This is a genomic window from Pseudomonas sp. CFBP 5748, assembly GCF_053850495.1.
This window is the reverse complement of record NZ_JBSPTN010000018.1, coordinates 89,265-106,996: the sequence shown is the minus strand read 5'-3', so window position 1 is coordinate 106,996 and position 17,732 is coordinate 89,265. Positions and strand designations below refer to the sequence as shown.

Annotated in this window: 21 protein-coding genes, 1 tRNA gene and 1 pseudogene; 8 read left to right on the top strand and 15 right to left on the bottom strand. The window is 58.5% G+C overall.

Going from position 1 to position 17,732, the window contains the following annotated elements:
- The 5 genes and pseudogenes from ACWNZ1_RS27550 to ACWNZ1_RS27530 form a co-directional block, all read left to right on the top strand.
- Positions 1–135 (top strand): annotated as a pseudogene (locus tag ACWNZ1_RS27550) (electron transfer flavoprotein subunit alpha/FixB family protein); the annotation flags it as partial.
- Positions 136–160: 25 nt separating this feature from the next.
- On the top strand, positions 161–1,006 hold the full coding sequence (locus ACWNZ1_RS27545) for an FAS1-like dehydratase domain-containing protein (protein WP_135846176.1): 846 nt from the start codon (positions 161–163) through the stop codon (positions 1,004–1,006).
- The gene (locus tag ACWNZ1_RS27540) at positions 1,003–1,818 is read left to right on the top strand and encodes an HpcH/HpaI aldolase/citrate lyase family protein (RefSeq protein ID WP_135846177.1); all 816 of its coding nucleotides are present in this window, start codon (positions 1,003–1,005) and stop codon (positions 1,816–1,818) included. Before ACWNZ1_RS27545 ends, ACWNZ1_RS27540 begins: the two co-directional genes overlap by 4 nt.
- A 60-nt stretch (positions 1,819–1,878) precedes the next feature.
- Entirely contained in the window at positions 1,879–3,270 is a 1,392-nt protein-coding gene (locus ACWNZ1_RS27535; protein ID WP_135846178.1) for an aldehyde dehydrogenase family protein, read from the top strand.
- A 95-nt stretch (positions 3,271–3,365) separates the two neighbouring features.
- Positions 3,366–4,280: a transporter substrate-binding domain-containing protein gene (locus tag ACWNZ1_RS27530; RefSeq protein ID WP_135846179.1), complete on the top strand. Its 915-nt coding sequence runs from the start codon at positions 3,366–3,368 to the stop codon at positions 4,278–4,280.
- Positions 4,281–4,446: 166 nt separating this feature from the next.
- Here ACWNZ1_RS27530 and ACWNZ1_RS27525 read toward each other — a convergent pair.
- From ACWNZ1_RS27525 to thrS, 9 genes are all read right to left on the bottom strand, one after another.
- Positions 4,447–4,523, bottom strand: a tRNA-Pro gene (locus ACWNZ1_RS27525).
- An 89-nt stretch (positions 4,524–4,612) separates the two neighbouring features.
- A complete protein-coding gene (locus ACWNZ1_RS27520; RefSeq protein WP_003179985.1) occupies positions 4,613–4,969 on the bottom strand; it encodes a MerR family transcriptional regulator in 357 nt (118 codons plus the stop codon).
- Complete coding sequence (ihfA, locus tag ACWNZ1_RS27515) at positions 4,950–5,252, bottom strand: integration host factor subunit alpha (RefSeq protein WP_002553164.1); 303 nt, start codon at positions 5,250–5,252, stop codon at positions 4,950–4,952. The genes ACWNZ1_RS27520 and ihfA overlap by 20 nt, the downstream gene beginning before the upstream one ends.
- A 3-nt stretch (positions 5,253–5,255) precedes the next feature.
- Positions 5,256–7,634: a phenylalanine--tRNA ligase subunit beta gene (gene pheT, locus ACWNZ1_RS27510; protein WP_135846200.1), complete on the bottom strand. Its 2,379-nt coding sequence runs from the start codon at positions 7,632–7,634 to the stop codon at positions 5,256–5,258.
- Positions 7,635–7,669: 35 nt separating this feature from the next.
- Positions 7,670–8,686, bottom strand: coding sequence for a phenylalanine--tRNA ligase subunit alpha (pheS, locus tag ACWNZ1_RS27505; protein ID WP_135846201.1), 1,017 nt, complete (start codon positions 8,684–8,686; stop codon positions 7,670–7,672).
- Between the two features lie 109 nt (positions 8,687–8,795).
- Entirely contained in the window at positions 8,796–9,152 is a 357-nt protein-coding gene (rplT, locus tag ACWNZ1_RS27500) for a 50S ribosomal protein L20 (protein ID WP_002553161.1), read from the bottom strand.
- A gap of 30 nt (positions 9,153–9,182) precedes the next feature.
- Positions 9,183–9,377 carry a 50S ribosomal protein L35 gene (gene rpmI / locus ACWNZ1_RS27495; protein ID WP_002553160.1) on the bottom strand — a complete coding sequence of 65 codons (195 nt, stop codon included), beginning with the start codon at positions 9,375–9,377 and terminating at the stop codon, positions 9,183–9,185.
- A 60-nt stretch (positions 9,378–9,437) separates the two neighbouring features.
- Positions 9,438–9,989 carry a translation initiation factor IF-3 gene (gene infC / locus ACWNZ1_RS27490; protein ID WP_178084319.1) on the bottom strand — a complete coding sequence of 184 codons (552 nt, stop codon included), beginning with the start codon at positions 9,987–9,989 and terminating at the stop codon, positions 9,438–9,440.
- Positions 9,989–11,911, bottom strand: coding sequence for a threonine--tRNA ligase (gene thrS / locus ACWNZ1_RS27485; RefSeq protein WP_014337550.1), 1,923 nt, complete (start codon positions 11,909–11,911; stop codon positions 9,989–9,991). The genes infC and thrS overlap by 1 nt, the downstream gene beginning before the upstream one ends.
- Before the next feature lie 370 nt (positions 11,912–12,281).
- On the opposite strand from thrS, the gene ACWNZ1_RS27480 reads away from it, so the two are divergent.
- Both ACWNZ1_RS27480 and ACWNZ1_RS27475 read left to right on the top strand, forming a co-directional pair.
- Positions 12,282–12,584, top strand: a complete 303-nt coding sequence (locus ACWNZ1_RS27480) for a hypothetical protein (protein ID WP_135846203.1) — start codon at positions 12,282–12,284, stop codon at positions 12,582–12,584.
- A gap of 289 nt (positions 12,585–12,873) precedes the next feature.
- On the top strand, positions 12,874–13,086 hold the full coding sequence (locus tag ACWNZ1_RS27475) for a cold-shock protein (protein WP_003179963.1): 213 nt from the start codon (positions 12,874–12,876) through the stop codon (positions 13,084–13,086).
- 68 nt (positions 13,087–13,154) lie between these two features.
- Here ACWNZ1_RS27475 and ACWNZ1_RS27470 read toward each other — a convergent pair whose 3' ends face one another.
- Both ACWNZ1_RS27470 and ACWNZ1_RS27465 read right to left on the bottom strand, forming a co-directional pair.
- Complete coding sequence (locus ACWNZ1_RS27470; protein ID WP_135846204.1) at positions 13,155–13,469, bottom strand: I78 family peptidase inhibitor; 315 nt, start codon at positions 13,467–13,469, stop codon at positions 13,155–13,157.
- Positions 13,470–13,634: 165 nt separating this feature from the next.
- The gene (locus ACWNZ1_RS27465) at positions 13,635–13,940 is read right to left on the bottom strand and encodes a hypothetical protein (RefSeq protein WP_135846205.1); all 306 of its coding nucleotides are present in this window, start codon (positions 13,938–13,940) and stop codon (positions 13,635–13,637) included.
- A gap of 129 nt (positions 13,941–14,069) precedes the next feature.
- On the opposite strand from ACWNZ1_RS27465, the gene ACWNZ1_RS27460 reads away from it, so the two are divergent.
- Positions 14,070–14,267 (top strand): hypothetical protein, encoded by a 198-nt coding sequence (locus ACWNZ1_RS27460; RefSeq protein ID WP_135846206.1) that lies wholly within the window; start codon positions 14,070–14,072, stop codon positions 14,265–14,267.
- A 48-nt stretch (positions 14,268–14,315) separates the two neighbouring features.
- On the opposite strand, the gene ACWNZ1_RS27455 is transcribed toward ACWNZ1_RS27460, so the two are convergent.
- The 4 genes from ACWNZ1_RS27455 to ACWNZ1_RS27440 are packed head-to-tail and all read right to left on the bottom strand — an operon-like array spanning position 14,316 to position 17,731.
- Positions 14,316–15,344 (bottom strand): nucleoside hydrolase, encoded by a 1,029-nt coding sequence (locus ACWNZ1_RS27455; protein WP_135846207.1) that lies wholly within the window; start codon positions 15,342–15,344, stop codon positions 14,316–14,318.
- Between the two features lie 28 nt (positions 15,345–15,372).
- A complete protein-coding gene (rbsD, locus tag ACWNZ1_RS27450) occupies positions 15,373–15,777 on the bottom strand; it encodes a D-ribose pyranase (RefSeq protein WP_135846208.1) in 405 nt (134 codons plus the stop codon).
- Positions 15,774–16,688 carry a ribokinase gene (gene rbsK / locus ACWNZ1_RS27445; RefSeq protein WP_456027993.1) on the bottom strand — a complete coding sequence of 305 codons (915 nt, stop codon included), beginning with the start codon at positions 16,686–16,688 and terminating at the stop codon, positions 15,774–15,776. The genes rbsD and rbsK overlap by 4 nt, the downstream gene beginning before the upstream one ends.
- A 23-nt stretch (positions 16,689–16,711) precedes the next feature.
- On the bottom strand, positions 16,712–17,731 hold the full coding sequence (locus ACWNZ1_RS27440; RefSeq protein WP_135846210.1) for a LacI family DNA-binding transcriptional regulator: 1,020 nt from the start codon (positions 17,729–17,731) through the stop codon (positions 16,712–16,714).
- Position 17,732 lies beyond the last annotated feature (1 nt).

Here is a 17,732-nt window from a genome sequence, read left to right as displayed (position 1 = left end):
CTGGCCGGCATGAAAGACTCCAAAGTGATCGTTGCGATCAACAAGGACGAAGAGGCGCCGATCTTCCAGGTGGCTGATTACGGGCTAGTGGCGGATCTTTTTGAAGTGATTCCAGAAATGGCCGCCCTGGCCTGATCACTGACCGATTGGAGCGAACGACATGAACAGCAGTTCCGATTTTTCCGCCTGGATTGGACGACGTCAGGAAAGCCAGGACCGGATCAGTTTCACTCTGGTCAGACGCATTGCCGCGACGTTGGGCGAGCCGGCACCACAACCTGGAGAGCCACTGCCGCCCCTGTGGCACTGGGCATTTTTTCAGGAGCCGGTGGACGCCTGCGAACTGGGACCGGATGGCCACCCAGCGCTTGGGGGCTTTTTGCCGCCGGCCCATAACCGCAATCGTATGTGGGCGGGTAGTCGACTTGAGTTTTACCAGCCATTGAAGGTGGAGGCTGACGTGACCTGTGTATCAACCATTCTCAACGTCGAAGAGAAGCACGGTCGCACGGGGTCCTTGTTGTTTGTCACGGTACGCCATGAGTATTTCCAGGACGGCAAACGCGTTCTTCAAGATGAGCAAGACATCGTCTATCGGGAGCCCACTGCGCCCAAACTGAGCGGCACCGAAGCACTCCCTGAAGGCCAATGGCAGGCACGGATCGAGCCCTCCGCGACCCTACTGTTCCGCTACTCCGCCGTCACCTTCAATGGCCATCGTATTCACTATGACTGGCCATACGTCACCGAGACCGAAGGTTACCCGGGATTGGTGGTGCATGGTCCTTTGATCGCCACCCTGAATCTGCGTGCCTTTACCAAAGCGCACCCGAACGCGCGCTTGATGCGCTTCACCTTCCGTGGCGTCCGGCCTTTGATTTCTCCTCACCCTTTTGAAGTCGGCGGACGCCTGATAGATAGCGGCAAGGCACAGCTCTGGGCAGGCAATCAGGACGGTACAGCGCAGATCGGCGAAGTCGAGTTCAGCGCAGGAGAAACGCCATGAATACGTCCATTGTTCGCTCCGCCCTGTTTGTGCCGGCCACTCGTCCAGAGCGCATACCCAAAGCCATCGCTACCGGTGCGGACCGGGTCATTGTTGATCTGGAAGATGCCGTGCAGGAAAACCTCAAGGAACAGGCCAGGGATAACCTGGAGCGTTTCTTGAGTGACCATCCGGACGCCCCGATTCTGGTGCGAGTGAATGCCCCGGACCACTGGGCTCACGTAGCAGATCTGGAGCTCTGTCGACGACACACCGGCGTGATCGGCGTTTTGCTGCCCAAAGCAGAAAGCGCGGAGCACGTCCTCACGGCTGCCAATACCCAAAAGCCGATCTGGCCCATCATCGAAAGCGCCAAGGGCCTGGCCGAACTCCAAGCGATTGCCCAGGCCCAGGGCGTTGAGCGCCTGTCATTCGGAAGCCTTGATCTTGGCTTGGACCTGAACTTGACCACCGGCAGCCATGCCGCCGAAGAGATCCTGAGTCACGCTCGATACGCAGTACTGCTCGCAACTCGAGTGGCTGGCCTCGCTCCGGCGCTGGATGGCGTGTTCCCTTCCATACAGGACACCGTCGGCCTGCACAGCACCGTTCAGTTTGCCCGCGACATGGGGTTTGGTGGCGCGTTGTGCATCCATCCGAGCCAGGTGGCAATCATCCATCAGGCGTTAAAACCAAGCCCTGAAGAATTGCGCTGGGCGCAACGCATTATCGAAGCCGCCAGCTCAGGTGGCGGCGTCTTCGTGCTGGATGGGCAAATGGTCGACGCACCGGTCATCGGTCGAGCGCGCTCCATTCTGGCACGCGCTACCTGACTCGGCAGCGGCAGTTTGCTTCGACGCTGCGCATTCATTCCCACCTCGCAGGACGGTGTCATGACTAATGTTTCCAGCCTTACCCATGCCATTTCGATCAACCCCGCCAATGGCGAACAGATCGGCCACTACCCATTCGAATCCGAGTCGGCACTGGAGGCGGCACTGTCGCGTGCCACTGCCGGGTTCTCGGTCTGGCGACGAAAACCCGTAGAAGATCGCTCGCAGTCGTTGATCGCTTTGGCTCAGGCACTACGCGACAACGCTGTAACAATGGCGAACATGATCACCCTGGAGATGGGCAAGCCCACCATGCAGGCGCGCGGTGAAATTGAAAAATGTGCACAGCTTTGCGAGTGGTACGCCGAACACGGCCCCGCCATGTTGGCCGCCGAACCCACGCAGGTTGAGGGCGGCAAGGCACGAATTGAATATCGTCCACTGGGCCCGATTCTCGCAGTGATGCCGTGGAACTTCCCCATCTGGCAGGTGCTTCGCGGCGCCGTTCCGGCGTTGATTGCCGGCAATACCTACGTCCTCAAACATGCGCCGAACGTGATGGGATGCGCCTATCTGCTGCAAGACGCGTTCAAGCGTGGCGGCTTTGCAGAAGGTGTGTTCGAAGTCATCAATGTCACGCCCGACGGCGTCTCCACTGCGATAGCAGATCCTCGTATCGCCGCAGTGACGCTCACTGGCAGTGTTCGAGCTGGCATGGCTATTGGCGCTCAGGCGGGTGCAGCCTTGAAGAAGTGCGTGTTGGAACTGGGTGGCTCAGATCCATTCATTGTGCTCAACGACGCCGACCTGGACGAAGCCGTCAAAGCCGCTGTGATTGGCCGCTACCAAAACACCGGACAAGTCTGCGCGGCGGCCAAACGCCTGATTGTCGAGCAAGGCGTTGTCGAGGAGTTTACCCGCAAGTTTGTCGAATCTACCCGCAAGTTGGTCATGGGCGATCCACTGGCCACAGACACTTACATCGGACCCATGGCCCGCTTTGATCTGCGCGATGAACTGGATCGTCAGGTCCGGGACACCCTGGAAGAAGGCGCGACCTTGTTGTTGGGCGGCAGAAAGGCTGAAGGGCCTGGCAACTTCTACGAGCCTACGGTGTTCGGAGATGTCACCGACCAGATGACCTCATTCAAACAGGAATTGTTTGGACCCGTGGCATCGATCATCACTGCGCGGGACACCGTACATGCACTGGAACTGGCCAATGACAGTGAATTCGGGCTCGCCTCGACCCTCTACACACGCAATGTCGAACTGGCCCAGAAGCTGGCCGGCGAACTGGAAACCGGAGGCGTGTTTATCAACGGCTATTGCGCAACCGACCCACGCGTCACTTTCGGCGGCGTAAAGAAAAGCGGGTTTGGCCGTGAGCTGTCGCATTTCGGTGTGCGCGAATTCTGTAATGCGCAGACCGTCTGGCTGGACCGTTACTAACAACAATCAAGTCGCCAAGCCTCGCGAGACCTCTCGCCGAGCCAAAGATGAGCGAGTCCGAAAAAACTCGCCTCACCCTTATGAGGAGTTTTTTGATGCGTACCTTTCCTGCAATCCTGGGTATTACCCTGACTGTGGCCTTAAGCAGTACCCCACTCATGGCTGCCGAACCCACCGGCACGCTCGAGAAAATCAAGACCTCGGGGACCATCACCCTGGGCCACCGAGACTCGTCCATTCCTTTCTCTTACATTGCCGACGGATCCGGTCAGCCGATGGGCTACTCCCATGACATTCAATTAAAGATTGTCGAGGCGATCAAGCAAGAACTCGGTATGCCCAAGCTGAACGTACGATACAACCTGGTGACCTCACAGACGCGAATCCCGCTGGTGCAAAACGGCACTGTGGATCTGGAGTGCGGCTCCACAACCAATACCGCCGAGAGAGCCCGGCAGGTCGACTTTTCGATCGGTATTTTTGAAGCCAGCACCCGCCTGTTGGTCAGGAAGGATTCGGTTTACAAAGATTTCCAGGATCTCCAAGGCAAGAACGTAGTGACGACTGCTGGCAGCACGGCCGAGCGAATGCTCAAGGTCATGAATGCCGAGAAAAAGATGAACATGAACGTCATCTCTGCCAAAGACATTGGCGAGTCTTATCAAATGCTCGAATCCGGCCGCGCCATTGCGTTTATGCAGGACGACGCATTGCTGGCGGGCGAGATGGCCAAGGCAAAAAAACCGGAAGATTGGGTGGTGACCGGCACCCCGCAATCCAACGAAATCTATGGCTGCACAATGCGTCGGGGGGATCCTGATCTCAAAAAGATCGTGGATGACTCGATCAAGTCACTTTTCGCCTCGGGCGAAATCAACGCCATCTACGATAAATGGTTTACTCAGCCCATCCCTCCCAGAGGCTTGAATCTCAAATTCCCCATGAGCACAGAGCTCAAAACAATCATCGCCCACCCCAATGACCAACCGGCGCCGGAAAAGGCTCTTTAGGGCGCCCCTTCTGTTGGAGCGACCAAGACACAGCGAGGTTGTCTTTTTGCGCCATGGCCTTGGTATTAGCTGAAGATTCCACCCAGAGCCAGTCGTTTTGTAGGGTAAAAACGACCAAAAACAAAAAAGGGTCGCGAGATAAAATCTCGCGACCCTTTGAATTATATGGTCGGGACGGAGTGATTCGAACACTCGACCCCTAGCACCCCATGCTAGTGCGCTACCGGACTGCGCTACGCCCCGACTAGGCGTGAATCTTGTTCCGCTTCTCAACGGAACGCTCAGGAATATATCGCAAGCTTTTGAAAACTGGAAGATTTAAAAGCAGAAATTTATTTCTTGAGCACCACCAGCACATCTTCAAGCTCGGCGATCATCTGGCGGATCATCTGTTTGTACTGGGTTGTGTCGTCTTTGGCTTCATCACCGGAGAGGCGCAGGCGTGCGCCGCCGATGGTGAACCCCTGATCATAAAGCAGCGCGCGGATCTGCCGGATCATCAGCACGTCTTGGCGCTGATAATACCGGCGGTTTCCGCGGCGCTTGACCGGGTTGAGTTGAGGAAACTCCTGCTCCCAATAGCGCAGCACGTGCGGTTTTACTGCACACAGCTCGCTGACTTCACCAATGGTGAAGTAGCGTTTGCCCGGGATGACGGGTAGTTCGTCGTTATGACTTGGTTCCAGCATAAGCCTCAACTCGGGCCTTCAACTTCTGCCCTGGACGAAAGGTGACCACACGGCGAGCCGTGATCGGGATTTCTTCTCCCGTTTTCGGATTGCGGCCAGGCCGCTGGCGTTTGTCCCGCAGGTCGAAGTTGCCGAAACCGGACAATTTGACCTGTTCGTTGTCTTCCAGAGCGTGCCTGATTTCTTCAAAAAACAGTTCGACCAATTCTTTGGCCTCCCGTTTATTCAGGCCCAGCTCCTCATACAGACGTTCCGCCATCTCAGCTTTCGTCAGAGCCCCCATACGTCACTTCCTTAACGTGGCGTTCAACCTGTTTTCGAGCGAGGTGAGGATGTTCTGCGTTGCGGTATTCACCTCATCGTCATTAAGAGTGCGCGATGGATGCTGCCAGGTCAAGCCGACTGCAAGGCTTTTTCTATGCGGATCAATGCCTTTACCCTGATACACGTCAAATAGCCTGAGGTCCGTGAGCCATTCGCCTGCATTTTCACGGATTACGTCCAGTACAGCGCTGGAAGCAACGTCGCGATCAGCCAGCAACGCCAGGTCACGTCGCACTTCAGGAAAGCGCGATAACTCCTGGAATTTCGGCATTTTCCCCAGCGCCACTTCGGCCAGGACCAGCTCAAAGACGAAGACTGGACGATCAAGGCCCAGGGTTTTCGACAGTTCAGGGTGAATCGCGCCCACATAGCCGACTTCGCGCCCGTCTCGCTCGATGCGTGCGGTCTGCCCCGGGTGCAACGCCGGATGCTTGCCCGGTACGAAAGTGAACGCGTCGAGTGCGCCGGCGAAGCCCAGCACCGCTTCCACGTCGGCCTTGACGTCGAAGAAATCGACGACATCGCGACCTTGCGCCCAGCCTTCCGGTAGACGACTGCCGCAAACGACACCGGCCAGCATCGGCTCTTGTTTCAAGCCTTCCAACTGACCAACGAAGCGCAGGCCGCTTTCGAACAGACGCACGCGATCCTGCTGGCGGTTCAGGTTGTGCTGCAGCGACTTGACCAGGCCCGGCCACAGGGACGAGCGCATGGCCGCCATGTCGTTGGAGATCGGGTTGGCCAGCAACAGCGGCTCGACACCCGGGCTGAACAGTTCGAACTGACGCGGATCGATGAAGCTGTAGGTGATCGCTTCCTGATACCCACGAGCCACCAGCAGGCGGCGCAGTTCCGGCAGGTCGCTACGGGCTTCAGCCTTGGCCTGTGGGGCCAGGCGAGCTTGCGGGTAGCGAACCGGCAGGCGGTTGTAGCCGTACAGGCGGGCCAGTTCTTCGATCAGGTCGACTTCCAGGCTGATATCGAAGCGATGGCTTGGTACTTCGACACGCCACTGCCCTGCTCCATCAGCGCTGATGTTCAGGCCCAGGGCACTGAGCAGGCGCTCGACTTCGGCGGCGTCCATTTCCATGCCGAGCATCTGGGAGATGCGCTGGGCACGCAGGGTGATCGGTGCAATCTTGGGCAGGTGCTGTTCGCTGACGGTTTCGATGATCGGGCCAGCTTCGCCACCAGTGATCTCCAGCAGCAGGCCAGTGGCACGCTCCATGGCTTCACGGGCCAGTTGCCAGTCCACGCCACGCTCATAGCGGTGCGAAGCATCGGTGTGCAGGCCATAGGAGCGGGCCTTTCCAGCGACCGCAATCTGGTCGAAGAACGCGCTTTCCAGGAACACATCACGGGTCGTCGTGGAGACGCCGCTGTGCTCGCCACCCATCACGCCGGCAATCGCCAGGGCACGAGAATGGTCGGCAATCACCAATGTATCGCTGCGCAAGGTCACTTCCTGGCCGTCGAGCAGGACCAGCTTCTCGCCCTCTTCAGCCATACGCACGCGGATGCCGCCGTTGATTTCGGCGAGATCGAACGCATGCAGCGGCTGACCCAGCTCGAGCATCACGTAGTTGGTGATGTCGACGGCCGCGTCGATGCTGCGCACGTCGGCGCGACGCAGGCGCTCGACCATCCACAGCGGCGTCGGCTTCGACAGGTCGACGTTACGGATCACGCGCCCCAGGTAACGCGGGCACGCGGCCGGCGCAAGGACTTCCACCGAGCGTACTTCTTCGTGCACGGCCGGCACGGTCATGACCACAGGTCGTGTCACCGGGGCGGCATACAGCGCGCCGACTTCACGGGCCAGACCAGCCAGGGACAGGCAGTCGCCACGGTTCGGCGTCAAATCGACCTCGATGCTCGCATCGTCCAGGCCCAGATACTCGCGAATGTCCTGGCCCACCGGCGCGTCAGCCGGAAGCTCCATCAGGCCATCGTTGCCTTCGCCAATCTGCAGTTCGGCCTGGGAGCACAACATGCCGTTAGATTCAACGCCACGCAGTTTGGCTTTCTTGATCTTGAAGTCGCCCGGCAGTTCGGCACCGATCATGGCGAACGGGATCTTCAGGCCCGGGCGCACGTTCGGCGCGCCGCAGACTACCTGGAAGGTTTCCGTGCCATTGCTGACCTGGCAGACCCGCAGTTTGTCAGCATCCGGGTGCTGCTCGGTGCTCAGCACCTCGCCCACGACCACACCACTGAATTCACCGGCGGCCGGCGTCACGCTATCGACCTCAAGACCGGCCATCGACAGGCGAGCAACCAGCTCGTCCCGGCTTACCTGCGGGCTTACCCAGCCGCGCAGCCATTGTTCACTGAATTTCATCCTGCTCTCCTAATAGATTCGTTACCGGCTGCGACCTAGCGAAATTGCGCAAGGAACCGCAAGTCGTTGTCGAAGAACAGGCGCAAGTCATTCACACCGTAACGCAGCATGGCCAGGCGCTCGACGCCCATGCCGAAAGCAAAGCCGGAGAATTCTTCCGGATCGATCCCGGACATACGCAGCACGTTCGGGTGAACCATGCCGCAGCCCATGACTTCCAGCCAGCCAGTCTGTTTGCAGACGCGGCAGCCTTTACCGCTGCACATCACGCATTCCATGTCGACTTCAGCGGATGGCTCGGTGAACGGGAAGTACGAAGGACGGAAACGCACCGCCAGTTCTTTTTCGAAGAACACCCGCAGGAACTCTTCGATAGTGCCTTTCAGGTCGGCGAAATTGATGTCGCGATCAACCAGCAGGCCTTCGACCTGGTGGAACATCGGCGAGTGGGTGATATCGGAGTCGCTACGGTACACACGGCCTGGGCAGACGATGCGGATCGGCGGCTGCTGCGATTCCATGGTGCGGACCTGTACCGGCGAGGTATGGGTGCGCAACAGCATGTTCGCATTGAAATAGAAGGTGTCGTGCATCGACCGGGCCGGGTGATGGCCGGGGATGTTGAGCGCTTCGAAGTTGTGATAGTCGTCTTCGACCTCAGGGCCTTCGGCAATGCCGTAGCCGATGTGGGTGAAGAACTGCTCGATGCGTTCCAGGGTCCGGGTCACCGGATGCAGGCCACCGGAAGTCTGGCCACGGCCAGGCAGAGTCACGTCAATGGACTCGGCGGCGAGCTTGGCAGCCAGATCCGCCTCCTCGAACAACGCCTTGCGCGCATTGAGGACCTCTGTGACACGCTCCTTGGCAACGTTGATCAGCGCACCGACCTGCGGACGCTCTTCGGCCGGCAGGTTCCCCAGGGTCTTCATCACCTGAGTCAACTCGCCCTTCTTGCCAAGGTAAAGAACCCGGATTTGCTCCAGGGCATTGATATCTTCAGCGCTTTGCACAGCCTCTAGTGCTTGAGAGACCAGCGCATCCAGGTTTTCCATGTACAGACTCCAGATACAAAATAGGGGAAGAGCTTTAAGGCTCTTCCCCTATTTATGACGTTTAACACCTGGGCCCACAGAGGTGGACCCCGGTGACTGCCGGGGGTACTTAAGCCAAGGTGGCTTTAGCTTTCTCGACAATCGCAGCAAACGCCGCTTTTTCGTTCACTGCCAGATCAGCCAGAACCTTACGGTCGATCTCGATGGACGCTTTTTTCAGGCCAGCGATGAAACGGCTGTAGGACAGACCGTTAACACGAGCACCAGCATTGATACGAGCGATCCACAGAGCGCGGAACTGACGTTTTTTCTGACGACGGTCACGGTAGGCGTATTGGCCTGCCTTGATTACCGCTTGCTTGGCAACACGGAATACGCGGGAACGCGCGCCGTAGTAGCCTTTAGCAAGTTTCAGAATTTTTTTGTGACGCTTACGGGCAATGACGCCACGCTTTACACGAGCCATGAGTTACTTCCTCTATTCTTGATCCAAAAATTAACGAAGGCGCAGCATGCGCTCGACTTTTGCCACGTCAGACGGATGCAGCAAGCTGCTACCGCGCAGTTGACGCTTACGCTTGGTCGACATTTTGGTCAGGATGTGGCTCTTGAAAGCGTGCTTGTGCTTGATACCGTTAGCAGTTTTCAGAAACCGCTTAGCAGCACCACTTTTAGTTTTCATCTTTGGCATGTTCGGATACTCCGCATTCAGTTGATAAACATAATCGCAAGGCCTGCCGTGCCCTGGTGATTACTTCTTCTTTTTCGGGGCGATGACCATGATCAGCTGGCGTCCTTCCATCTTAGGATGCTGTTCGACCGAACCGTACTCGAGCAGGTCTTGTTCAACCCGCTTGAGGAGTTCCATCCCCAGCTCCTGGTGGGCCATCTCACGGCCGCGGAATCGCAAGGATACCTTGGCCCTGTCCCCATCACTCAGGAAACGTACCAGGTTGCGCAGTTTTACCTGGTAATCCCCTTCCTCCGTCCCTGGACGAAACTTGATTTCTTTTACCTGAATCTGCTTCTGGTTTTTCTTCGCCGCAGCAACTTGTTTCTTCTTTTCGAAGATCGACTTGCCGTAGTCCATCACCCGGCAAACCGGTGGGACTGCGTCTGCGGAAATTTCTACCAGATCAAGCTTGGCTTCTTCAGCAATACGAAGCGCTTCATCAATCGAGACGATGCCAATCTGCTCGCCGTCAGCGCCAATTAACCGAACCTCGCGTGCCGAGATATTCTCGTTGATCGGGGCTTTCGGTGCAGCTCGTTTATCTTGTCTCATTTCACGCTTAATAATAATTACTCCAAATCTGGGCGACCACGCCGGGAAACCGCTTGCGCGAGGAACTCAGCGAATTCGGCGACGGGCATCGAGCCCAGGTCAGCACCTTCACGAGTACGCACAGCGACAGTCTGCATCTCGACCTCCCGATCTCCGATAACCAAGAGAAAGGGAACCTTGAGCAAAGTATGCTCGCGGATTTTAAAGCCGATCTTTTCATTTCTCAAGTCGGACTTGGCACGAAATCCGCTTTGATTGAGAGTTTTTTCGACTTCAGCGGCAAAATCTGCCTGTTTATCAGTGATATTCATGATCACTGCCTGGGTCGGTGCCAGCCACGCAGGGAACGCACCCTCGTAGTGTTCGATCAGAATCCCGACAAAACGCTCAAAGGAACCGAGGATCGCGCGGTGAAGCATGACCGGGTGCTTGCGGCTGTTGTCTTCGGACACGTATTCGGCGCCCAGACGGATCGGCAGGTTAAAATCGAGCTGCAGGGTACCACACTGCCACACGCGACCAAGGCAATCTTTCAGCGAGAACTCGATCTTCGGACCGTAGAAAGCCCCCTCGCCCGGCTGCAGGTCGTACGCAAGGCCCGCGCTATCGAGGGCAGCGGCCAGCGCTGCTTCGGCGCGATCCCACAGCTCGTCGGAGCCAACGCGTTTTTCCGGACGAGTGGACAGCTTCATTTCGACTTCGGTGAAGCCGAAGTCCCGGTAGACATCCATGGTCAGCTTGATGAACGCGGCGGATTCGGCCTGCATCTGCTCTTCGGTGCAGAAGATGTGCGCATCGTCCTGGGTAAACGCACGCACACGCATGATGCCGTGCAGCGCACCGGACGGCTCGTTACGGTGACAGGCACCGAACTCGGCCAGGCGCATCGGCAGCTCGCGGTAGCTTTTCAGGCCCTGGTTGAACACCTGCACGTGGCAAGGGCAGTTCATCGGCTTGATGGCGTAGTCGCGGTTTTCCGACTGGGTGGTGAACATGTTGTCGGCGTAGTTGGCCCAGTGCCCGGACTTCTCCCACAGGCTGCGGTCCACCACTTGCGGCGTCTTGATCTCGAGGTAGCCGTTTTCACGCTGGACCTGACGCATGTACTGCTCGAGCACCTGGTACAGGGTCCAGCCGTTCGGGTGCCAGAACACCATGCCCGGGGACTCTTCCTGGGTGTGGAACAGGCCCAGGCGCTTGCCGATCTTGCGGTGATCGCGCTTCTCGGCTTCTTCGATACGCTGAATGTAGGCCGCCAGTTGCTTCTTGTCGGCCCAGGCGGTGCCATAGACACGCTGCAACTGTTCGTTCTTCGCATCGCCACGCCAGTAGGCGCCGGACAGCTTGGTCAGCTTGAAGGATTTCAGGAAACGCGTGTTCGGCACGTGCGGACCGCGGCACATGTCGACGTATTCTTCGTGGTAGTACAGGCCCATGGCCTGTTCGTCCGGCATGTCTTCCACCAGACGCAGCTTGTAGTCCTCGCCACGGGCCTTGAAGACTTCGATGACTTCGGCGCGTGGGGTGACTTTCTTGATGACGTCGTAATCTTTCTCGATCAGCTGCTGCATGCGCTGTTCGATAGCGGCCATGTCGTCCGGGGTGAAAGGACGCTCAAAGGCGATGTCGTAATAGAAGCCTTCATCGATGACCGGCCCGATGACCATCTTCGCGCTCGGATACAGCTGCTTGACCGCATGGCCGACCAGGTGCGCACAAGAGTGGCGAATGATCTCCAGCCCCTCTTCATCCTTTGGCGTGATGATTTGCAGCGTGGCGTCGCTGTCGATGACGTCACTGGCGTCGACCAGTTTGCCGTTGACCTTGCCGGCCAGGGTGGCCTTGGCCAGGCCTGCACCGATGGATGCGGCGACCTCGGCTACGGAAACCGGGTGATCGAATGAACGTTGACTGCCGTCGGGAAGAGTAATAGTTGGCATGGCGCCTCCTCTCCTAGTGGTGACCCCTACCAAAGGTCACGTGGGTTGGGATGAGCCAGTACAAGATCCAGTCCAGGCCATTCAATGACGAACGCCTGCCTTACAGCGGCAGGAGCCTTGCGGCCAACCGGGAAAACCGAACCAGAGTGACTGGGATTCAAATCAGGGTTATTCGAATATTCGCCGCCGCCTGGACGTGTTGTCCGGAGCCTGTAAATACCCGAGCCCGGCATGCTAGCACAGATGAACGGTCATCACCGCGATCGAATTGAAGCGGGCGTAAATCCATGGTTTTTATGCCAGAGTGCTGAACTGAACCGAGCTCAACGCCTCAGATAACAAGACATCGACCCAAAAGGAGCATCCTCGCATGCGTCTGAATACATTGTTCGCAGTAGTCGCCCCCCTCGCCCTGCTGCTGCCGCTGACCGCCCACGCCGACTGGCCCAAAGGCGAGCGCGAGAAATACATGGCCCAATGCACCGAGGCGGCAACGCCCCAGATCGGCGCGGCGGCAGCCAAAGCCCATTGTGCCTGTGGCGCCGACGCCATCAAATCCTACCCGGCGAGTGATATCCAGGCGCTGATGGACAACAAGGCGACCCCGCAACTGCAAGAGAAAGCGCTCGGCCAGATCGCCAAATGCAAGGCCAACGCACCCGCAAAAAAATGACTGACCGAAGTCTTTGAGTCGGCTCAGCGCCGATAAAAAAGCCGAAAAACACCCTTTTTCGTACGATTTACTCAGGTTTTACAGCTTTTTTTATCGTCTTTACTTTCGGCTGAAAGCCTTTAAAACCGGGGCTTTCAGCCGGTCAAGGTGGTAAAGAAAACACGACTGATTGGCAAACAACGCGTCCGGGGGGCTCCCAAATCGAACATTTCGACTATGATACCCGGGTGTGCCCAGTTGGCCTGAGCAGCACAGTACACTGAAAATATATGTTTCTTGGAGATACACCATGTCTAATCGCCAAACCGGCACCGTTAAATGGTTCAACGATGAAAAAGGCTTCGGCTTCATCACTCCTCAAGGTGGCGGTGACGACCTGTTCGTACACTTCAAAGCTATCGAAAGCGACGGTTTCAAAAGCCTGAAAGAAGGCCAGACCGTTTCCTTCGTGGCTGAGAAAGGCCAAAAGGGTATGCAAGCTGCACAAGTTCGTCCTGAGTAATTTCTCGGCGCACTAAAAAAACCCCGTCCATGTGACGGGGTTTTTTATGGGCGATTGAAAATCGCCCGTCAGCCGCAGTTCACCCGATTGACCAGCAGGTTGGCATCGGTATTGAGATTCAGGCGATCAGAGCGGTATTCGAGCGTGACCATGTCGTTGGGCTTGAGGAACCGGGCAATCTGCGCGCCGGCACGAGTGCGGGCCTGTTCCAGCAGTTGCGGCGAGGCCTGTTTACCGATGGCGAACTCGGCAGCCTTTGCTTCGCAGCGGCCGCTACCACTCTCGGCGGCCACGGGATCGGGGGTCGATTCAGAGGTGCTGCTGCAACCGCTCAAGAACGCGGCGGCCAGCAAAGTACTCAATGACACGAGCTTCCAAGGCATGAAGCCTCCTTTTTTTGATAAATAAACAGAGAGCGTGCGACAGCCCAAACAGTGCTTGGTTTCAACACGCATGGCCATCAGCCTGCCCTCATCCAGAAAACCGGCAGTTTGCCTGACCCCAATCGACCTGGTCAGACATGAATCGTGACTGAATATGAACGACGCTCAATAAACGTCAATGTAATCAAAGGGCGGATTCGGCCAGTTGTCTTTCAGCGCATTGTAGATCTGCATGACCCAGACCTCGTCACTGGCAGCGACCCGTCCGACGTACCCCGAACCTTTGGCCCACGTCTCAAGCCGAAACAGCAAGCCGTCGATGTCGACACCGCCCACCACACCCGAAGACAAATAGGCGATCCCCCCCTTGGTCACACGCAATTGGGTGTGTTCGTCATCACTGGCAGAGGCCAGTAACTGACGAACTGCGTCCAAGGTCAGCCCGTCAGGCGCGTTCAAATCGATCTGCACGGCAGGGCTCCTTCGGCAACCAAAAAAACAAGTGTCGCACAGCCCTCCCTTGATGCCTAAGTCGCAGTGCCAACCCGCAGCAAAAATGGTTTACTCAGCCTACAGACCTCCCAACTCGCGAGCCCTGCCATGAGCACCGTCAGCATCGAAGCCACCATCAATGCCAAGTGGTCAGAGGGCCACAGTTCCTACAGCCCGGGTAGCCCGGAGGAATTGGCAATCATCGGCATAGAACTGTTGGTCAGGGAGCTGGGGACGGAGGTTGCCCGCAACTTCATCCAGCAGGCATTCGAGCGATACCCGAGCGCCATTGACGCTGCGGACTGAAGCTCACGCGCCCGCAGACCGAGGCCTGCGGGCACGCAGCAAGGCAGGTTACTTGAGGCGCGCCAGACGCTCGGTCAGCAGGTCAAAGAAGCCCTGGGCATCACCGTTTTCCACCCAGAAGGCATTCTTCGGCGCCTTCAGGCCGTCGTACCAGTCGACGATGGTCTGGCCGAAAGTCGGGCCTTCGCGACTGTCCACCACCAGGTTGACCGAACGACCGGTAAACAATTGCGGCTTGAGCAGGTAGGCAATCACCGTCGCGTCATGCACCGGCCCACCCGTCATGCCGTAGTGTTCCATGTCGCCCTTGACGTATTCGTTGAGGATATCGCCCACCAGCTTGCTGGCGTTGTTGTTCAGCGCGGCGATCTGCTTCAGGCGCGCTTCGCTGGTGAGGACCTTGTGGGTCACGTCCAGGGGCAGATACGTCAGCTTCAGGCCACTTTTCGCGACGATCTCCGCTGCCTGTGGATCGGCGAACAGATTGAATTCGGCCACTGGCGTGATGTTGCCGCCGTTGAAGTGCGCGCCGCCCATAATCACCACTTCCTTGATGCCCTGGGCGATGTCCGGTTCCTGGATCAGCGCCAGGGCCAGGTTGGTCTGCGGGCCGAGCATGGCGATGGTGATGCTGTGGGGCTTGGCGGCCTTGAGGGTATCGATCAGGTAATTGACGGCATTGCCCTTGGCCAACCCCTGCTTCGGCTCGTGCACGGTGACACCCGACAGGCCTTCCTTGCCATGGATGTTTTCCGCATAGATCGGCGTACGCATCAATGGCTTCGGCGCGCCAGCATACACGGGCACATCTTCGCGCCCCGCCCACTCCCGCGCCAGGCGAGCATTGCGAGAGGTCTTGTCCAGGCGCACATTGCCCGCCACCGTGGTCAGCGCGCGGATATGCAACTCCTCGGGGGACGCCAGGGCGAACAGCAGCGCCACCACGTCATCGGCCCCCGGATCGGTGTCGATGATCAGGTCGATTTTTTCCGCCGCCTGGGCGCTTGTAGCGGTGATCAAGGACAAAAGCAGCAGACTCCGGAACAGTTGATGCATTTTTTGAGCATAGCGGTACATGGCGCATTCCTTGTGCAGGGTTGTAGGGTTAGAACGTGACTCCAGCGATCAACACGATGTTGCAGTACGGCGAGCATTCTCCGGTGCGAATAATCGCCCGGGCTTCACGACTAAGATGCTTGAATTGTTCGTGACTGACCCGCTCCCGCGCGCCCAGCGCGCCTTCGGCGTGCAGTGCCTCCAATGTCGTCAGGGCCGAGGGTTGTTTATCGAAAATCTCCTCTGCCAGCACATGGCTTTCCACCTGCATTTCACTGAGCACCACGTTCAAGGTGCTGACAAAATCGGGAATACCCCGGGTCAGGGCCAGGTCGATCAATTCGACCCCGGGCGGCACCGGCAAGCCGGCGTCACCGATGACCACCTTGTCGCCATGGCCAAGAGAGGCGATCAGTCGCGACAGTGCCACATTCAACAACGGCGTCTTTTTCATGATTTGAAAGCCTGTACTTCCAGCAAGGTGGGAATGGAGGGCTGCGCGCCTGCGCGGGTGACCGACAGCGCTGCGGCGACCTGGCCGAAACGAATCGCATCGACCTGGCTGTTGCCGTTGGCCAGGGCCGCCGCGAAGCCACCGACAAAAGTGTCCCCCGCCGCCGTGGTGTCCACCGCCTTGACCAACGGCGCCGGGAAGTGTTCGAAACTCGCTCCGTTGGCGAACAGCAGACCCTGGGCGCCCAGGGTCACGATCACCTTGCCGGCGCCGGCGGCGATCAAATGCGTCGCGGCGGCTTCGGCGGTTTCCAAAGAGTCCACCGCCCCCCCGCTGAGAACCGCCGCCTCGCTTTCATTGGGGATCAGGTAGTCGACGTAGGCGTACCAGTCGGCCGGCAACGCATGGGAGGCCGGCGCCGGGTTGAGGATGACGATTTTGCCTAACTCGCGGCCGCGCTTGAGTGCATGGCCGACGGTGGCGTCCGGTACCTCGAGCTGACAGATGATGACATCGGCGCTTTGCAGCACCTCATCGAAACGGTCCAGAACCTCAGGCGTCAGCACGCCGTTGGCGCCGGCGACGATCACGATCGCATTCTGGCTGTTGTCGTCGACGACGATCAGCGCCACGCCGCTGGAACCGTCCACGACGCTGACCGCCTGGCAATCGATGCCCTCGGCCAGCAGCGCCCCGCGCAATTGTTCGCCGTAGGCATCGCTGCCCACGCAACCGACCATGGACACCTGCGCCCCCAGGCGCGCGGCAGCCACGGCCTGGTTGGCCCCCTTGCCGCCCGGGATGGTGCGGAACGATTCACCGATCAGCGTTTCACCGCCCCGGGGCAGACGCGGCGCCCGGGTCACCAGATCCATGTTCAGGCTGCCTATTACCACTACTTTTGCTGGCATACATCATTACTCATCAATTCGGTTCAGCGGTATTGGGCGAATGTACCGGACAACGGTGCAGTCGACTCTCGCAAGACAATGCTGGGTGTCACGATCCGCTGCTCAGTGGCAATTGCCGGCGTAGCAATACGCCGCAGCAGCACTTCCGCCGCCATCTCGCCGAGGTGCAGGATCGACTGCCCCACCGTGGTCAACGCCGGGTAGACATAACGGCTCATTTGAATGTCATCGAAACCGATGACCGACAATTCGCTGGGCACGCGCACGTTGCGCTCGGCGGCGGCGCGCAGCACACCGATGCCGATCATGTCGTTGGCCGCAAAAATCGCGCTGGGCGGCTGTTGTTCAAGCAACTGGGCGGCGGCGCGGTAACCGCCGGTACTGGTGAAATCACTCTCAAGCATGCGCTCGACCGGCAATTCGATCCCCGCCTCTTTCAGAGCCCGGCAATAACCGGCCAGGCGCATTTGCGCCACACTGGTCTCGGCCGGACCGCCGATAAAGGCAATGTCGCGATGCCCCAGCTCCAGCAGGTGCCGGGTCGCCAGGTACGCGCCGTACTCATGGTCGATGCGCACCAGGTCCGCGTCGACGCCGTCGAGCCCGCGGTCGACGATGACCATGGGCGTGCGCACATTGGCCAACCCCTCGGCCAGGCCGATATCGCCGCCAGCGGATGCGACGATCAGGCCGTCGATGCGTTTTTCCAGCAGCACCCGCAGGTAACTGCGCTGCTTGTCCGGGTTGTCGTCGGAGTTGCACAGGATCACGCAGTAGCCGTTGCGCTCACAGTAATCCTCGATCCCCCGGGCCAATTCAGCAAAGTACGGGTTGAGGCTGTTGGGCACCAACAGGCCGATGGTCGCCGTGGTCTTGGCCTTGAGCGAACGGGCCACGGCGCTGGGCACGTAGTCCAGTCGCTCGATGGCCGCCTCGACCTTGAGCCGCACCTCTTCACTGACCGGCCGGGTCTTGTTCACCACGTGAGACACGGTGGTGTAGGAAATCCCCGCGAGCGCCGCCACATCCTTGATCGTCGCCATG